Here is a 15,160-nt window from a genome sequence, read left to right on the forward strand (position 1 = left end):
TCGAGCTTGTGACGTAGATAACGCTGCACTCCTCCGCACTCATCCAGTAAGTCCGAACGGTATCTTGAGCCACGAGCTCGCATTAGCAAGGTAGGACGGATGCAGTGACGATCTATCCGTTCACTGAGGAGGAAAACCATGGCCATAGTCGTTGGCGTCGACATCGCCAAACACACATTCGACATCGCAACCTTGCAGAGCTACGGCAAGCACCGCACCAAAGGCAAGCTGACCAATGACTCAGCAGGCTTTGAGGTGTTCCAGCAATGGCTGCTCAAGTACGCCGAGCCGCAGGCATGGGTCGTCATGGAGGCGACGGGCATCTACTACGAAGCCCTGGCCGAATGGCTGCTCGCGCGAGGTTACCGGGTGTGCGTCCTCAACCCGGCCCAAGTTGCCTATTACGCCCGCAGCCAATTGCAGCGGGTGAAGACCGACAAGGTCGACGCCAAGCTCATTGCCGATTATGGCAGCCTGCATCAGGCCAAGCTGCGTGCTTGGCAGCCTGATCCACCGTCCATTCGCCGCCTCAAGGCCCTGGTGCATCGCCTGAAGGATCTTCAGGAGCTGGAGCAGATGGAACAGAACCGCCTGGACGTGACCCGCGAGACCAAGGTCAAGGCGTCGATCGAGTCGGTTCTTGAACATTTACGCCAGCAAATCGCCGAGACGCTGGAAGCGATCAAGCAGCATTTCGACGACAACGATGACTTGCGCGGCCAGCGTGACCTGCTCTCGAGCATCGACGGCATTGCTGAGCAGACAGCAGCGCTTCTGCTGGCTGAACTGGGGGACATTCAACGCTTCGACAGCAGCCGAGCGGTCACCGCTTTTGCAGGGCTCAATCCCAAGCTACAGGACTCGGGAATACTCAAAGGATATGTGCGGATTTCCCGCATGGGGTCGGCCAGCTTGCGCGCAGGGCTCTACATGCCAGCCATTACGTCCATGAGCCGTAACCCTGCCATTCGGGCAATGGTCGAGCGGATGAAAGCCAGAGGCAAAGCCGGCAAACAGATCATCTGCGCGGCGATGCGTAAATTGCTCTGTATCGCCTATGGCGTGTTGAAATCCGGCGAACCGTTCAACCCCGAACTCGCTATTGCGAAGTGAGGGGCAAGACGGTATCTACCACACACTTTTGGCTTTTGTAGGTCGAATTAGCCGCAGGCGTAATCCGACGATACGGGGCACAACCAGGCGAATGTTCTCGACTCCGCCAGTCGGGTCGGTGAAGCGTGACCCGACCCACGAATCCATGGCCGAATGAATTCGGCCCTACGGTTCAGCGGCGCAGATAGGCCGCGAAATCGATATCGCCCGCCGAGAGAATCGCCTGCACCCGGTTGTGCACGTTGAGCTTGCGCAGGATGGCCGAGACGTGGGCCTTGACCGTGGTTTCGGCGATGTCGAGGTTGTAGGCGATCTGCTTGTTCGACTCACCCTTGGTCATGCGCTCCAGCACCAGCAACTGCTTGCGGGTCAGCGCCTGCAGGAGTTCGGGAGGGATGCTCGATTCATTGTGATGGGAGTGGCGGGTGGTCGCCTTCTGGCTGCGGATAATGTCCGAGGGCAGGTAGACATTGCCGTTGAGGATCTGCTCGATGGCTTCGGTCATCTGTGCCCGTGGTGAGGACTTGGTGATAAAACCGCAGGCGCCGTAGGTGATGGCCTGCAGCACGATCTGCTTGTCCTGTTCGGCGGAAACGATCACCACCGGAATGGTCGGCGCTTCGTTGCGCAGGTTGATCAGGCCATTGAGGCCGTGCATGCCGGGCATGTTCAGGTCCAGCAGCACCAGGTCCAGGTCGTCGTTTTCCAGTGTCAGCGCCAGAGCGCTGTCGAGATCGGCCGTTTCCAATATCTCGCTGCCCGGAAAGCCGTCATTGATGACATTGTGAATGGCTTCGCGGAAGAGCGGATGGTCGTCTGCGATCAGTATCTTGTACAAGACCGGTCACCTCATTGTTTTGATTATGGTGTGCAGATCGTGTGTACGAGGGCTTGTAATGCCCCAGTACTTCGGTCGGACACATTACAGTTCACCGAGCGTCTTTTTGAAATCCTACAATCGACACTTGAACCGGCACCAAAGTAGTAGTGACCCTTTGCGGGTAGCGGTCGCGCAGCGTCGCAGCCGTAACTCCAGCCAGCCCACACTCCGAGCGGCGGGAGAATACCAGCGATGGCCCGTGCGCGGGTCAATGCCGCTATCCCGTGCAGGCCCCGGCAGCCGGGGCCATGTCATCGGCTCTAGTCGAACTGCCAGCGCACTCCCAACCAGGCGGTGCGCGGCGCGCCGGGGGCGACGAAGGTCTCGCCCACCGAGTTGCTGCGCCGACCATTGACCGTACCATTGGCTGCCGCGCCATCGGTGCGCATCACGCCGCCGGCATCGAAGGGGTTGACGCCGAGCATGGCGGCGGTGGCGTATTCGCGGTCGAAGAGGTTGTTGACCTGGGCGAACACGCGCCACTGTGGGGTGATCTGGTAGGCGCCGTTGAGGTTGAACACGGTGTAGCCGCCGACCTTGCCGCTGCCCAGATACAGGCCGCCACTCTGGTGGTCGTTGTTCTCGTTGCCACGGGCGTAGGAGCCCGAAACACTGATGGCGTCGGCGCCGATGCTGAACTGCTCGGTGACTGCGTAGCGGGCCGAGAGCTTGAGGATATTGCGCGGGATCATGGGAATGCGGTCGCCGGATTTCACGCTGATGTTGCCGTCATCCGCGCTGCTGTTGGCCTCGCCCATGAAGGTTTCGTTCGACTGGTAGGTGGCGTCGATGAAGGTGTAGTTGGCACCCAGCATCCACGCGCCCCAGGTGCCGGCGATACCGGCTTCGACGCCACGCCGGCGGGTTTCACCGAAGTTGTCGAAATAACCGCTGCCGCTGGTACTGGAGGAGACGAACATGATGTCGTCGAGGTTGCGCGAGCTGAACACCCCGGCATTCCACTGCGCGTTGTCGCCGATCAGGCCACGCAGGCCGGCTTCCCAAGTCTTGGTGACCACCTGCTCCAGCGGCGGGTCGCCGGCCATGGAGTTGGGCAGGCGACAGGGGGACTCGGGGTTGGCGCAGCCCAGTTCGATGGTGGTGGGGGTACGGCTGCCTTCGCTGTAGCCGATATAGGTGGTCAGGCTGCTGCTCGGGCTGAAGGTCAGGCCGATGGCGGGATTGAAGCGACTGAAACTGTGCGTGCCGCTGAGCGAGGCGTTTTCGTCGATGTCGTCGCTCAGGCCGTCGCCGGCGGCATTGAGTTCGTAGTGGGTCAGCTGGTCGTGGTTGCGCACCGAGACATGGTTGTAGCGACCGGACAGGGTCAGGTTCAGCCCCTCGGCGAGGGTCAGGGTATCGCTGCCGTACAGGCTCCAGGTGCGGGTGTCGCCCTTTAGCTTTACCGCGCTGTCGTCCAGTTCGCCGTCCATGTTGAAGACATTGCCCGCCTCGGAGAACACGCCGGTGCCGATGATGCCGCGGTCGGCGGTGAGGGCGCCGTATTCGGCTGACTGGTCGAAGCGCACCTGGCTGTAATCGAAGCCACCGCCGATGGCGAAGGTATTGTCCTTGCCGAATAGCCGGTTGCGCACGGACAGCTGGCTGAAAACGCCGGCGTTGCTTTGCACGGTGTGGGTGCGGTTGATCATGCCGGTGCATTTCTCGCCCGGCTCGCCGCCTGGTTCGAATTCGTCGATACAGGCGGCCAGGTTGCCGACCGGTGTATAGGCGCCGGGGTTGAGCAGGATGTTCTGCCCCGGATTGCCGACGCCCTCGGGCAGGGCTTCGTCGTTGATGTCACCGTTGAAGGTGTCGGTCTTGATGTGGCGGTAGTAGGCGTTGCCGGACAGCATCAGATTGTCGCTGTAGCGGTGGTCCCACTGCAGGTTGAGGAAGCTGGAGGTGTTCTGGGTGTTGTCCGGGTGGGTGTAGACGCTGTCGTAGTCCCGGCGCAGGAAACTCTTGGGCACCATGCCGTTACCGTTGAGGTCGGTGTCGGCGAAGCTGTAGGTCAGTTTGAGATCGGTGGCATCGCCGTACCAGCCGAGCTTGCCGAACAGGTTCTGGGCGTCGGATTCGGAATGCTCGCGCCAGCCGTCTTCCTCGAAGTAGGTGCCTGCCAAGAACCAGTCCCAGCGACCGGCACTGTCGCCGTATTCGGCTTCCTGGATCAGTCGACCGTGGGAACCGATGGTGCTCTGCAGCGCGCCGCCGGGGTTGTCGCGACCGCTTTTGGTCTGCACCGAGAGGGCGCCGCCCAAGGTGTTGAGGCCGAAGACGGGGTTGCTGCCGGGAGCCAGCGAGACGCTGGAAATGGCGTTGGAGGGGATCAGGTCCCAGCTCACCACGTCGCCGAATGGCTGGTTCATGCGCACGCCATCGACGTACAGCGACAGCCCCTGGGGTGTGCCCAGAAGGGGGGAGGCGGTGAAACCGCGGTAGTTGATGTCCGGTTGCAGCGGATTGTTCTGGATCTCGTTGACGTAGACACCGGGAGTCTGTCGCTTGAGGTAGTCGGCCAACCCCAGGGCCTGACTGTTACGCAGGTCCTCGTCGGTGAAGCCCTGTATCGGCGCGGCCACGCTGTCTTCCGGTACACCCAGCGAGGGTAGCAGCAGGGTGCTGACCACATTCATCTGTTCGAGGGTGAGCACCGGCTCTGTTTCCGCGGCTTTTGCGGCCAGGGGCGTCACGCAAGCGGGGGCCATGAGCAACGCCAGAGTGCTCAGGCGGAACGGGGTGGCTGTAGGCATGTTGGCTACCAATGTTGTTGTTGTGTTGGGAAATGCGAGGCGTTCCCGCAGGGGTACGCGCTCGGCGAGCGGGCGCTGATGGGCTCAGCCGGCCTGCTGCCAGGTGTCGTTGCGCAGCAGTTGTGAGGCGAGCGGCGTAGCGCCTGTGTTTGGCGACACCCGTGGCTCCACCGCGAGGCTGAGCTTCAGGAAGCCACCCAGGTGTATCCGAGACTTGCGCATCCACGACTCCGGGTCGGTTTTGCAAATGATGGCCACCGGCCGTGGCGGCGGTGGCGCTCCAATTAGATTCCTGGGCGCTGCGGGGCAAAATCCTTCATTGGCATCGAGCGGGCGCTACCAAAGTACAGCCATCACTGGCCGGTGCCGCGGCGCAGGGTGGCGTGCTGCGGATTGAAGCTGACGATGGCGAGTACGACGAACAGCAGGGTCAGCCCACAGCAGATCGCCAGGGCCGTTGGGTTGAAACGCTGATACAGGGCAAAGCGCACCAGTTCCACGGCGTGGGTGAAGGGGTTGAGGGCGCAGATCCAGTACAGCCAGTCGCTGGCTTCGCGCATCTTCCACAGCGGATAGAGCGCCGAGGACAGGAAGAACATGGGAAAGATGACGAAATTCATCACCCCGGCAAAGTTCTCCAGCTGGCGAATGCCGTTGGACAGCAGCAGGCCCAGCGCACTGAGCAGCAGCGCGACCAGCAGCAGCGCCGGCAGGGCGGCCAGCAGCCCCGCCATGGGCGGCTGCACGCCGTAGAACCAGGCGATCAACAGGAAGGCATAGACCTGCAGCAGCGAAATCAGCGCGGTGGCCAGGAGTTTGCTGGCCAGTAGAAAGCTGCGCGGCATGGGGCTGGTCAGCAGCACGCGCATGCTGCCCATCTCGCGGTCGTAGACCATCGACAGCGAGCCCTGCATGCCGTTGAACAGCAGGATCATGCAGGCCAGCCCCGGCACGATGTAGGTCTCGTAGGTGATGTAGGTGTCGTAGGGCTCGATGATGGCGATGCCCAGGGCGGCACGGAAACCGGCGGCGAACACCACCAGCCACAACAGTGGCCGCACCAGGGCGCTGAAAAAGCGTGAGCGCTGCTGGACGAAACGCAGCCACTCGCGGAACACGATGGCGCGCAGGCATTCCCAGTGGGCATTCATGGACAGGTCTCCAGTAGGACGGAATCGCGCAGGCGCTTCCGTCATGGGGTTCATGCAAGGGTTGGCGTTAGGGATTACGCCTTCGGGTTGTCGGATTACGCCTTTGGCTAATCCGACCTACAAATGGCTGTGGCTTCGTAGGTCGGATTACGCTCTATCAACCCGACGGACAGAGTCAGGGTATGCCTTTGAAGCATCAGGTTGCGCCTGCGCATCTCATCCAGGCTACGGTTTATGTTTTTCAAACACGGGTCAGGCGGGCGAAGGTTTTCTCCAGGCTGCCATCGGCGGCTGAAAGCTCATCGGCGCGGCCTTGAGCCACCAGGCTGCCGCGATTGAGGATCAGCAGTTCGTCGTCGCTCTGCACTTCATCGAGCAGGTGCGTGGTCCACAGCACGCTCATGCCTTCGCTCTGGCACAGCGAACGTACGTGAAGGTTGAGCGCCTGGCGGCTGGCGGGGTCCAGGCCGACGCTGGCTTCGTCGAGCAGCAACAGGCTCGGCTTGTGCAGCAATGCGCGCGCGATTTCGACCCGGCGGCGATGGCCGCCATTGAGTTCGCGCACCCGGCTCTTGCGTCGCTCGATGAGCTGCTGGCGTTGCAGTTCCTGCTCGATGCGCTCGTTGGCCAGCACGCGCGGCATGCCATGCAGGGCGGCGTGGTAACGCAGGTTCTGTTCGACGCTGAGGTCCAGATCCAGGGTGCTTTGCTGGAATACCACGCCGAGGCGTCGCAGCGCCTCGCGCGGGTGCGTGCGCAGGCTGTAACCGGCCACGCGGATTTCGCCCTGCTGCAGATCATAGAGGCGGGTGAGCAGGGCGATCAGGGTGGACTTGCCGGCGCCATTGGGGCCGAGCAGGGCGGTGAAACGCCCGGCTGCGGCAGTGAAACCGACATCCCGCAGGGCCTGTCGCTCCCCATAGGCAAAGCCGAGGTGCTCGACCCGCAGGGCACTCATGGCGTCACCACCACGCCCCAGGGGTAGCGCCCGACCTTGATCGACTTGATCACCTTGAGGCTCTTCACGTCGATTACCGAGACATCGCCGCTGACGCCGTTGGTGGTCAGCAACTGGCTTTCGTCGGTATTGAACGCCATATGCCAGACCCGCCGACCCACCAGCAGGTAATCGAGCACCTCGTAGGTCTGCGCATCGACCACGGCGATATGGTTGGCCGGGCCGAGGGCGACGAAGGCGTATTTGCCGTCCGAGCTGAGCTTGATGCCCACCGGCTGAACCCGGTCCGGGTGGACGCCCTTGATGGCGAAATTCAGTGTCTTGATGATCTGCCGCTGCGCCACATCGACCACGCTGACCGTGCCGCCGATTTCCGACGAGGCCCAGAGGAGCTTGCTGTCCTGGGTGAACTCGACGTGCCGTGGGCGCTGATCGACCAGGGTGTTGTCCACCAGTTCGTTGCTGGCGGTATCGATCCAGTGCAGCATGTTGGTGGTTTCGCTGGTGTTCACCGCCCACTTTCCGTCGGGGCTGACGGCCATGCCTTCGGGCTCGACGCCGACGTCGATCTGCGCCAGCACCTGTCCGTCGTCCACGTCCACCACGGTGACCAGGGCATCGTCCTCGTTGGAGATATACAGCCACTTGTTGTTCGGGTGCAGGGCGAACTGTTCGGGATCGGCGCCGGAAGGCAGTTGCTTGATGATCTGCCGTGTGGCCAGGTCCATCACCTGCACGGTGTCCGAATCGCTGGCGCAGATATAGAGCAGCTTGTTGTCATGGGACAGGGTGAGGCCGCGTGGGCGCATGCCGACCTCCAGTGTCTCGACCGTTTCCATGGTGACAAGATCGATCACGCTGATGGTGTTGTCCTTCTCGTTGGAAACGTATGCGCTGGCGGCCAGGGCGGACGCGCTGGCGCACGCCAGGGCGCAGGAAATGGCGGCGGCAAGGAGGGTTCGGGTCATGGTCGGGCTCTCTTTTGTCGTTATGTGTGGCCGGCTTTGGGCTAGCGGAGCGAATCGGTGTTGCTGGTTTCGTCCAGGCGCAGCAGGTAATCGTTGGCTTCAGTCTGGCCGTCCGCCGCGGCGCGCTGCAGCCACACGCGCGCCGCCGCGCGATCAGCTTCCACGCCGCGCCCTTCGGCCAGGGCCACGCCCCAGTGGTAACGCGCGAGGCTCACGTAGCTGATGTTGTCGGGCTGCTCCGCGCCCTGCCTGAGCAGTGCGGCGGACCGGGAAAGGTCAGGCTCGACGCCGTTGCCGTTCTCATACATCTGCGCCAGCCAGATCAGTGAGTAGACGTCGTTCCAGCGTGCGACGCAGTCCTCGAAAATGGTTTTGGCCGCCTCGAAATTGCCGGTCTTGGCGGTGACGTAGCCGTACATGCATTTGATTCGCTTGGGGCTGTCGATGTAGGCCTCGTAGCTCATCTCCTCGCTGGCATTGGCCGGGGTGCCGGACAGCATTGCCAGGGCCAGCAGGGCTGCGATTGTCTTGCGCTTCATGATTCGACCTCGCTCAGTCGGCAGCTGCTTTCCGGGGCATCGAAGCCCAGGGTGTCGAGTTCGCTGGAGGGGTGCAGGAAGCCCTCCTGCGGCGAGTTGGACACCAGCCCGCGCGGATGCACCAGCGGGATGGGCTGGCGCAACTGACCGTTCCAGGGGCGGAAGGTCAGCTTGCGGCCCTTGAAACCATCGAGCGGCAATTCTTCGCTGAGCGACAGTGTGCGGATTGCCTGGGGATCGGCTTCGCCAAGCCGGGTGACGGCGGCGGCCAGGCTGCGCACCCCCATCCAGGCGGCGAAATCACGGTCGTTCATCCAGCGATCGGCATGCGCTTCGAAGCGTTTTTGCAGCTGTGCGGCGCCGTAGGTTTCCACCGTCTTGTGCCAGCCGGTGGGCGTCAGGCCCTGGGTGCCGACGACCGGACGTGGCAGCCAGGTGTGGTAGGGCACGTACTCGCCAAAGTCGCCGCGCTCGTCGGCCACCACCACCACATCGTATTCGCGGGACTGGGTGAACAGCGGCATTTCCGCCTGGGCGCTACGGCGCTGGTCGTTGTCGAAGCTCCAGGCCTTTTCTTCGACGATCTTGTGGCCGAAGCGCTTGGCGGCGCGGCGCAGCGCCTCGGCATAGGCCTGGTCCTCGGCAGTCGGGCCGGTGATCAGCAGCCAGCGGTTCCAGCGCCGCACGGAGAGGAACTGGCCCAGCGCGTCGGCGAGCATGCTGCGGCTGGGCAGGGTGTGCAGCACGTTGGCCAGGCAGCTGCTGCTGCGCAGTTCGTCGGCGGCGCTGCCGGCGTTGATCAGCAGGCTGTCGGGCAGGGCCTCGGCGAGCTGGCGCAGCGGCGCGGCTGGCGCATTGATCACGAACAGGCGCAGGCCGTCGTCATGCAACCTGCGCGCTTCTTCCAGCAGCTGCTCGGGGGTATCGCTGTTCAAGGCCTGCAGCTGGTAGCTGTGCTTGAGAAAACGCCCCGTGGTGTTGCTGTCGGCAATGGCCAGCTCGGCCCCGCGCTGCCCGGCATCGGTCGGCTCGGGAATTACATTGGAAAGCAGCGGACCGGGATCGGGGCGGTAACCCAGATAACCGATACGCACGGACAATTCCTTGGCCGGCACGGCATGGGCCACTGTGGCGCAGCATGCGAGGACGATCAGCCAGCTGGCGTGTTGCAGGAAATGGCGCATGGGGGGCTCCTGTGGCGTTGCGGCCAGCATAGGAACCCTGTCGGAACGGGGGAATATGCAGAAAGTACCAGTCGCTGTGTACCAAGGTAGTAAAGGGGGGGCGGGGTACTACCCCTAGGATAGGCACATCGATAACAACAAAAGAGATCAACCCCATGCGCGTTGCCAAGCCCTTTTTGCTCAATATCCTGTTTATCGGCAGCCTGATCGGCTTCGACCAGAGCCAGGCGGCGGGTGACCTGACGCTGCGCACGCAGTCGCTGCCGGATCTCGCGTTCGGCTCCGAGGAAAGCGATTACGCGGTTTCCCAGAAGCAGTACCAGCTTGAAACCGGCGTCGCCTATCAGCTCAAGATCAGCTCCGGTGGCCAGAAAGAGTGTGCGTTTCAGGCGCCCGAATTCGCTCAGTCGATCTTCCTGCGCAAGGTCGAGGCGGGCGGTATCGAGATCAAGGCCGTAACGCTGCTCGAACTGGAGTTCGAGGATGCCGGTGAAGCCGAGATATTCTTCCTGCCGATCAAGCCCGGCAGCTATCCCTTCTATTGCAAGGGGCTGCAGAACAAGGGCATGGAAGGCGAATTCATCGTCAAGTAGTTCTTTTAGCCGGGACGAACCCCATGTCCGCACTCTGGCGCATCTACTGGTTGGTCTCGCTGTTCTTCGGCCTGATCGGCACGGTTTGTCTGTTGGTACTGCTGCGTCAGGCCAGCCATGACGTGAGCCGCGAGCTGAGTGCGGCGCAGGCGATGGTGGTTTACCTGAGCGAAGTCGCCGAGCGGGACCCCGCCGCGTTGCAGGCGGAACTCACCGACAACCTGCGCCATGTGCGTGTGCGCTGGCTGGCGCCTGGGCACGTGCCGGAGCCGCAGGGCGCGCATTCCTGGTTGAGCGCGCAGCTTTATCCGAGCGATCTCGCCGAGCCGGTGAGCCTTCCGATGCCTGATGGCAGGATTCTGCAGTTGAGCGTCGATCCAGGCGACGAGATCGATGAAGTCCGGGATTCGCTGCTGCAACTGCTGACCCTGTTCGGTTTCGCGCTGCTGCTCAGCCTGCTGGTGATTCGCTGGGCGCTTCGACCGGCACTGGCGGTGCTGGATGAACTGCTCACGGCCCTTGAGCAGGTTTCCCAGGGGCGGCTCGATACCCGTCTGGGCAGTCACTCGCTGGCCGAAGCGCGTCAGCTCGCCGGTCATTTCAACCGGATGGTGACCTCCCTGCAGAGTGCCCGGCGGGAAAACGATGAGTTGACGCGCTCGCTGCTCGCCTTACAGGAGCGCGAGCGCACTCAACTGGCGCAGGCGCTGCACGACGATCTTGGCCAGTACCTGGCCGGTATCCGTGCTCAGGCCTGTCTGTTGCAGGCCGTCAAGGATCAGCCAAAGCTGGTCGCCAGCACGGCGCGGCGCCTGGATGACAATTGCGAACAATTGCAGAACGGTTTCCGCCGGCTGACCCGCGAACTGTATCCGGTGATGCTCGATCACCTGGAGCTGCCGGAAGCGATCCGCCAGCTCGGCGAACAATGGCAGGACGCACAGGGTATCGAACTGCGCCTGCACATCGATGCACGTATGCCGGCGTTGCCACTGGCCACCAAGGAGCATCTGTACCGGCTGCTGCAGGAAGCCCTGACCAACGTTGCCCGGCATGCCCACGCCAGTCGTGTATGCATCCGCTTGCGACTGCGCGGCGAGCGATTGCGCCTGCTGGTTCGTGACAACGGCTGTGGCGCGAGCGAGGTGCGACCGCTGGGTATCGGCCTGCGCTCGATGCGAGAGAGGGCACGCTGTCTGGGCGGAACCCTGGCCTTGTCCAGTCGTTCGGGCAGTGGTTGGGTGATCTGTCTGAATATTCCACTTATAGAGGCCATGACGCATGAAGATTCTTCTCGTTGACGATCATGCCGTGGTCCGCCAGGGCTACGCGGCGCTCTTGCGCGCACTGCTGCCTGAAGCCCAGGTGGTCGAGGCCTGCGATGGCGAAGAGGCACTGGCGAAAGTGCAGGAAGAGATACCGAGCCTGGTGATCATGGATGTCGGGCTACCCGGTATCAGCGGGCTGGAAACCACTCGCCGGCTGATCCAGCGGCTGCCGCAACTGCGGGTGCTGTTTTTCAGCATGCATGATGAGTTGCCCCTGGTGCGCCAGGCACTCGATGCCGGCGCTGCGGGTTACATTACCAAGAGCTCTTCACCGCAAGTGCTGGTGGATGCGGTACGACGCACGCTGGCCGGCTACGCTTACATCGAACAGCCCCTGGCGACCCAGCTGGCACGCAACCCCACGGCAGCCAACGCCCAGGATCCGCGCCTGCAGAGCATGACCCAGCGTGAGTTCGAGATCTTCGTGATGCTGGCCAAGGGCACCCCGGCACGGGTGATTGCCGAGCGGCTATGTATCAGCGGCAAGACGGTCTCCAACTACCTGACCCTGCTCAAGAGCAAACTGCAGGTCAGCTCCCAGGCTGAGCTGGTGCATCTGGCCATCGATACGGGCGTGTTGCGTGTCGGTGAGCGGGCGGCTTCGTAGGTCGGGTTGCGCTTTACCGATCCGAGGTGCGGAGCCTAGACGGATCGTCGGATTACGCCTTCGGCTAATTCGACCTACAAATGGGCGCGCGACGTGCGGAGTCCTCGTTCGTAGGTCGGGTCACGCTTCATCGACCCGACGTGTGGAGTCCAGGAAGATATAAAAGCCGGGTGATACGTCGGCGATTGGCCTTATTTTTCCCAACCCTGCGGGCAATCCTTGCACTGCTCCATATTGGTGCCCTGAAAGGTCGCGTAATGGCGGCGGGCACCGGTGAGGGTGGCTTCGGCCAGGTTGGCGTCGTTCAGCTTGGCTTCCTGCAGGTTCGCATCGGTGAGGTCGGCGCCCTTGAGGTCGGCCTTGCTCAGCCAGGTCATTTCCAGATTCGCCGCTCGCAGCTTTGCTCCGTGCAACTTGGCCCCGCTCATACGGGCGAACTCCAGATTGGCCGCGGTCAGATCGGCTCCCTGGAACTGGGCGGCCTGGCCGAACAGCCCCCAGCCCTGGATCGCGATCATCCGGGCATCAGTGAAGTTCGTCAGACGCAGGCTGGCCTGTTGCAGGCTGGCGCGGTTGAGGGTGGCGCCGGTGAGGTTCGCCTTCTCCAGATTCGCCAGGTCGAGCCTGGCATGACGCAGGTTCGCACCGGACAGATCGGCGCCGGCAAGGTTGATTTTGCTCAGATCCATATTGCTGAGGTCGGCACCGCGTAAATCGGCGTCCGGGCATTGGCTTTCAGGTTGCAGCACACAGCCGTTGATGGTCAGCGGCTGGTCGTCCGCGGCGAGTGCCGTGATGCTGGCAAGCAGTGCGAGGGGGAGCAGAAGGCTGGGTGATTTCATGTCGGGTTTCCGGTTGGAGGTTCTGAAGCGGCTTTGGCCGCTGAATCGCGGACAAGTCCGCTCCCACAGAAAGCTGAAGGCCGGGAACCGAGAGCGCCAACTCTGCCGATTCCCGGTCAACTCCATGGCCCCGTGGTCGAATTCATTCGGCCACGGGGCCATAAAGGCCGAACAAGTTCGGCCCTGCAAGTCAGCGCTGTGCCGTCTTGCTGTCCCATTCAGGCAGTTTGAACACCCAGAACGAGCCGCCCTGGGCGACCGGCTTGGTCAGCGTGGCCATGTCGCCACCCCACAGCGGCACCGCGCCGCCATAGCCGACGGTCACGCCGATGTACTGCTGGCCATCCTGCTCCCAGGTGATTGGCGGGGAAATGACTCCGCTGCCGGTCTGGAATTTCCACAGCTCGTCGCCGGTCTTGGCGTTGAAGGCCTTGAGGTAGCCATCGCTGGTGCCGGTAAACACCAGGTTGCCCTTGGTCGCCAGTACGCCGGCCCACAGCGGCAGTGGTTCCTTGTGCTCCCAGGCGACCTTGCCGGTGGTGGGGTTCATGGCGCGCAGGATGCCGACGTGGTCGTCGTACATGCGTTTGATGCGGAAGCCCTGGCCGAGATAGGCGTTGCCTTTCTTGTAGCTGACTTCCTCGGTCCAGTAGTCCTCTTTCCAGTGGTTGGCGGGCACGTAGAACAGACCGGTGTCCTGGCTGTAGGCCATGGGGTTCCAGTTCTTGCCGCCGAGGAACGGTGGCGAGACCTCGACAGATTTACCGCGTGTTTCGCCTGGCTCAGGCTTGGGTGGGCGCTGGCCGTCACGCTCGACTGGGCGACCGGTCTCGAGGTCGATATGGCTTGCCCAGGTGATGTTGTCGACGAAGGGGAAGGCGTTCTTCAGCTTGCCGTCCTTGCGGTCGACCACATAGAAGAAGCCGTTGCGGTCGGCGTGGGCGGTGGCTTTGACCGTCTTGCCGTCCTTGTTCTTGTAGTCGAAGAGCACCAGCTCGTTGTTGCCGGAGAAGTCCCAGGCATCGTTGGGGGTGTGCTGGTAGAACCATTTCACTTCGCCGGTGCTCGGGTCTACGCCGACCTGACCGGAGGTATAGAGGCTGTCGTAGTCCTTCGGATCGCCGCCGTCGCTGGTGCGTTCCCAGCCGTTCCAGGGGGCCGGATTGCCGGCGCCGACGATGATGGTGTTGGTTTCCGCATCGAAACTCGCGCTCTGCCAGGGTGCGCCGCCGCCCTGGCTCCAGGCTTCCTTCTTGCCGGTGGGGTGGTTGGAATCGTCTGGCCAGGAGGGTGCCTTGATGTCGCCGGTGGGCGTACTTTCCTTGCCGTTCAGGCGGCCCATGTGGCCTTCGACGAAGGGGCGCATCCAGACTTCCTCGCCGGTGTCCGGGTCGCGGGCGAAGAGCTTGCCGACGATGCCGAACTCATCACCGGAGCTGCCATGGATCAGCAGGACCTTGCCGGTCTTGCCGTCCTTCACCAGGGTGGGTGCGCCGGTCATGGTGTAGCCCGCGCCATGGTCGCCGAACTTCTTGCGCCAGACGACCTTGCCGGTGTCCTTGTTGAGCGCCACCACGCTGGCATCGAGGGTGCCGAAGTAGATCTTGTCACCGTAAATGGCGGCGCCGCGGTTGACCACGTCGCAGCAGGGGCGGATGTCGTCGGGCAGGCGGTGGTTGTAGCTCCACAGGCGTTTGCCGGTGCGTGAATCCAGGGCGAATATGCGTGAATAGGAACCCGTCACGTAGATCACGCCATCGTGGACGATGGCCTGGGATTCCTGGCCGCGCTGCTTCTCGTCGCCGAAGGAGAAGGACCAGGCCGGGGTCAGTTTGAAGACGTTGTCTTCGTTTACCTGGGCCAGTGGGCTCCAGCGCTGGGCATGGGTGCCGAGCCCGTATTGCAGGACGTTTTCGGTGGAAAGGTGGTCATTGGCGATGTCTTCCCAGGTGACGTTCTTAGCCTGCGCGAGGCCGCCCAACGCCAGGCCGCCGGCCAGCGCCAGGCAATGTACGGCGAGGGCAAGAGGGCGTTTGCTGCCGGGGTGCGATCTTGTTGTCATGGTTGCGATTCCCTTGGTCGATACGAACGAGGCCTTGCCGCATGAACGTCGTTGTCCGCTGCGAGCCAATGGCCAGGCACGTCGATTATTGGAAGCGCGAACCCCGACCGATACGGAAAAGCTCCCGACAATGCAGGGAAAACTTCCCAAATGGCCTGTGTTTTCGCCTTGCTACTGCG

General features: G+C 62.7%; 14 protein-coding genes. 4 read left to right on the forward strand and 10 right to left on the reverse strand.

Translation table 11 applies throughout. The annotated features are described in order from the left end of the window. The first annotated feature begins 138 nt into the window (after window positions 1-138). A complete protein-coding gene (locus tag ACYCFC_RS05775; RefSeq protein WP_459653398.1) occupies window positions 139-1,113 on the forward strand; it encodes an IS110 family RNA-guided transposase in 975 nt (324 codons plus the stop codon). Between the two features lie 172 nt (window positions 1,114-1,285). Here ACYCFC_RS05775 and ACYCFC_RS05780 read toward each other — a convergent pair whose 3' ends face one another. The 8 genes from ACYCFC_RS05780 to ACYCFC_RS05815 form a co-directional block, all read right to left on the reverse strand. Further along, window positions 1,286-1,951: a response regulator transcription factor gene (locus ACYCFC_RS05780; protein WP_181084198.1), complete on the reverse strand. Its 666-nt coding sequence runs from the start codon at window positions 1,949-1,951 to the stop codon at window positions 1,286-1,288. A gap of 302 nt (window positions 1,952-2,253) precedes the next feature. Continuing rightward, window positions 2,254-4,749, reverse strand: coding sequence for a TonB-dependent receptor (locus ACYCFC_RS05785; protein WP_459653399.1), 2,496 nt, complete (start codon window positions 4,747-4,749; stop codon window positions 2,254-2,256). Window positions 4,750-4,833: 84 nt separating this feature from the next. Further along, window positions 4,834-4,971, reverse strand: coding sequence for a hypothetical protein (locus ACYCFC_RS05790; RefSeq protein WP_181084194.1), 138 nt, complete (start codon window positions 4,969-4,971; stop codon window positions 4,834-4,836). Between the two features lie 131 nt (window positions 4,972-5,102). Continuing rightward, the gene (locus ACYCFC_RS05795; RefSeq protein WP_181084192.1) at window positions 5,103-5,900 is read right to left on the reverse strand and encodes an ABC transporter permease; all 798 of its coding nucleotides are present in this window, start codon (window positions 5,898-5,900) and stop codon (window positions 5,103-5,105) included. A 241-nt stretch (window positions 5,901-6,141) separates the two neighbouring features. Then, complete coding sequence (locus tag ACYCFC_RS05800) at window positions 6,142-6,858, reverse strand: ABC transporter ATP-binding protein (protein WP_459653400.1); 717 nt, start codon at window positions 6,856-6,858, stop codon at window positions 6,142-6,144. Beyond that, window positions 6,855-7,826 carry a YVTN family beta-propeller repeat protein gene (locus tag ACYCFC_RS05805; protein WP_459653401.1) on the reverse strand — a complete coding sequence of 324 codons (972 nt, stop codon included), beginning with the start codon at window positions 7,824-7,826 and terminating at the stop codon, window positions 6,855-6,857. The genes ACYCFC_RS05800 and ACYCFC_RS05805 overlap by 4 nt, the downstream gene beginning before the upstream one ends. Window positions 7,827-7,867: 41 nt before the next feature. Continuing rightward, window positions 7,868-8,365 carry a tetratricopeptide repeat protein gene (locus tag ACYCFC_RS05810; protein WP_459653402.1) on the reverse strand — a complete coding sequence of 166 codons (498 nt, stop codon included), beginning with the start codon at window positions 8,363-8,365 and terminating at the stop codon, window positions 7,868-7,870. Further along, on the reverse strand, window positions 8,362-9,549 hold the full coding sequence (locus ACYCFC_RS05815) for an ABC transporter substrate-binding protein (RefSeq protein WP_459653403.1): 1,188 nt from the start codon (window positions 9,547-9,549) through the stop codon (window positions 8,362-8,364). Before ACYCFC_RS05815 ends, ACYCFC_RS05810 begins: the two co-directional genes overlap by 4 nt. 155 nt (window positions 9,550-9,704) lie before the next feature. Here ACYCFC_RS05815 and ACYCFC_RS05820 point away from each other — a divergent pair, with 155 nt between their 5' ends. From ACYCFC_RS05820 to ACYCFC_RS05830, 3 genes are read left to right on the forward strand one after another with little or no spacing between them, the layout of a single operon-like run. Beyond that, complete coding sequence (locus ACYCFC_RS05820) at window positions 9,705-10,142, forward strand: cupredoxin domain-containing protein (RefSeq protein ID WP_459653404.1); 438 nt, start codon at window positions 9,705-9,707, stop codon at window positions 10,140-10,142. A 23-nt stretch (window positions 10,143-10,165) separates the two neighbouring features. Beyond that, window positions 10,166-11,443: a sensor histidine kinase gene (locus ACYCFC_RS05825; protein WP_459653405.1), complete on the forward strand. Its 1,278-nt coding sequence runs from the start codon at window positions 10,166-10,168 to the stop codon at window positions 11,441-11,443. Then, the gene (locus ACYCFC_RS05830; protein ID WP_181084178.1) at window positions 11,424-12,077 is read left to right on the forward strand and encodes a response regulator; all 654 of its coding nucleotides are present in this window, start codon (window positions 11,424-11,426) and stop codon (window positions 12,075-12,077) included. The genes ACYCFC_RS05825 and ACYCFC_RS05830 overlap by 20 nt, the downstream gene beginning before the upstream one ends. Before the next feature lie 191 nt (window positions 12,078-12,268). Here the strand turns inward: ACYCFC_RS05830 and ACYCFC_RS05835 are convergent, their stop codons facing one another. Beyond that, complete coding sequence (locus ACYCFC_RS05835) at window positions 12,269-12,919, reverse strand: pentapeptide repeat-containing protein (RefSeq protein ID WP_181084177.1); 651 nt, start codon at window positions 12,917-12,919, stop codon at window positions 12,269-12,271. 190 nt (window positions 12,920-13,109) lie between these two features. Next, a complete protein-coding gene (exaA, locus tag ACYCFC_RS05840; RefSeq protein WP_459653406.1) occupies window positions 13,110-14,981 on the reverse strand; it encodes a quinoprotein ethanol dehydrogenase in 1,872 nt (623 codons plus the stop codon). Window positions 14,982-15,160 lie beyond the last annotated feature (179 nt).

The organism is Stutzerimonas sp. NM35, assembly GCF_054604355.1.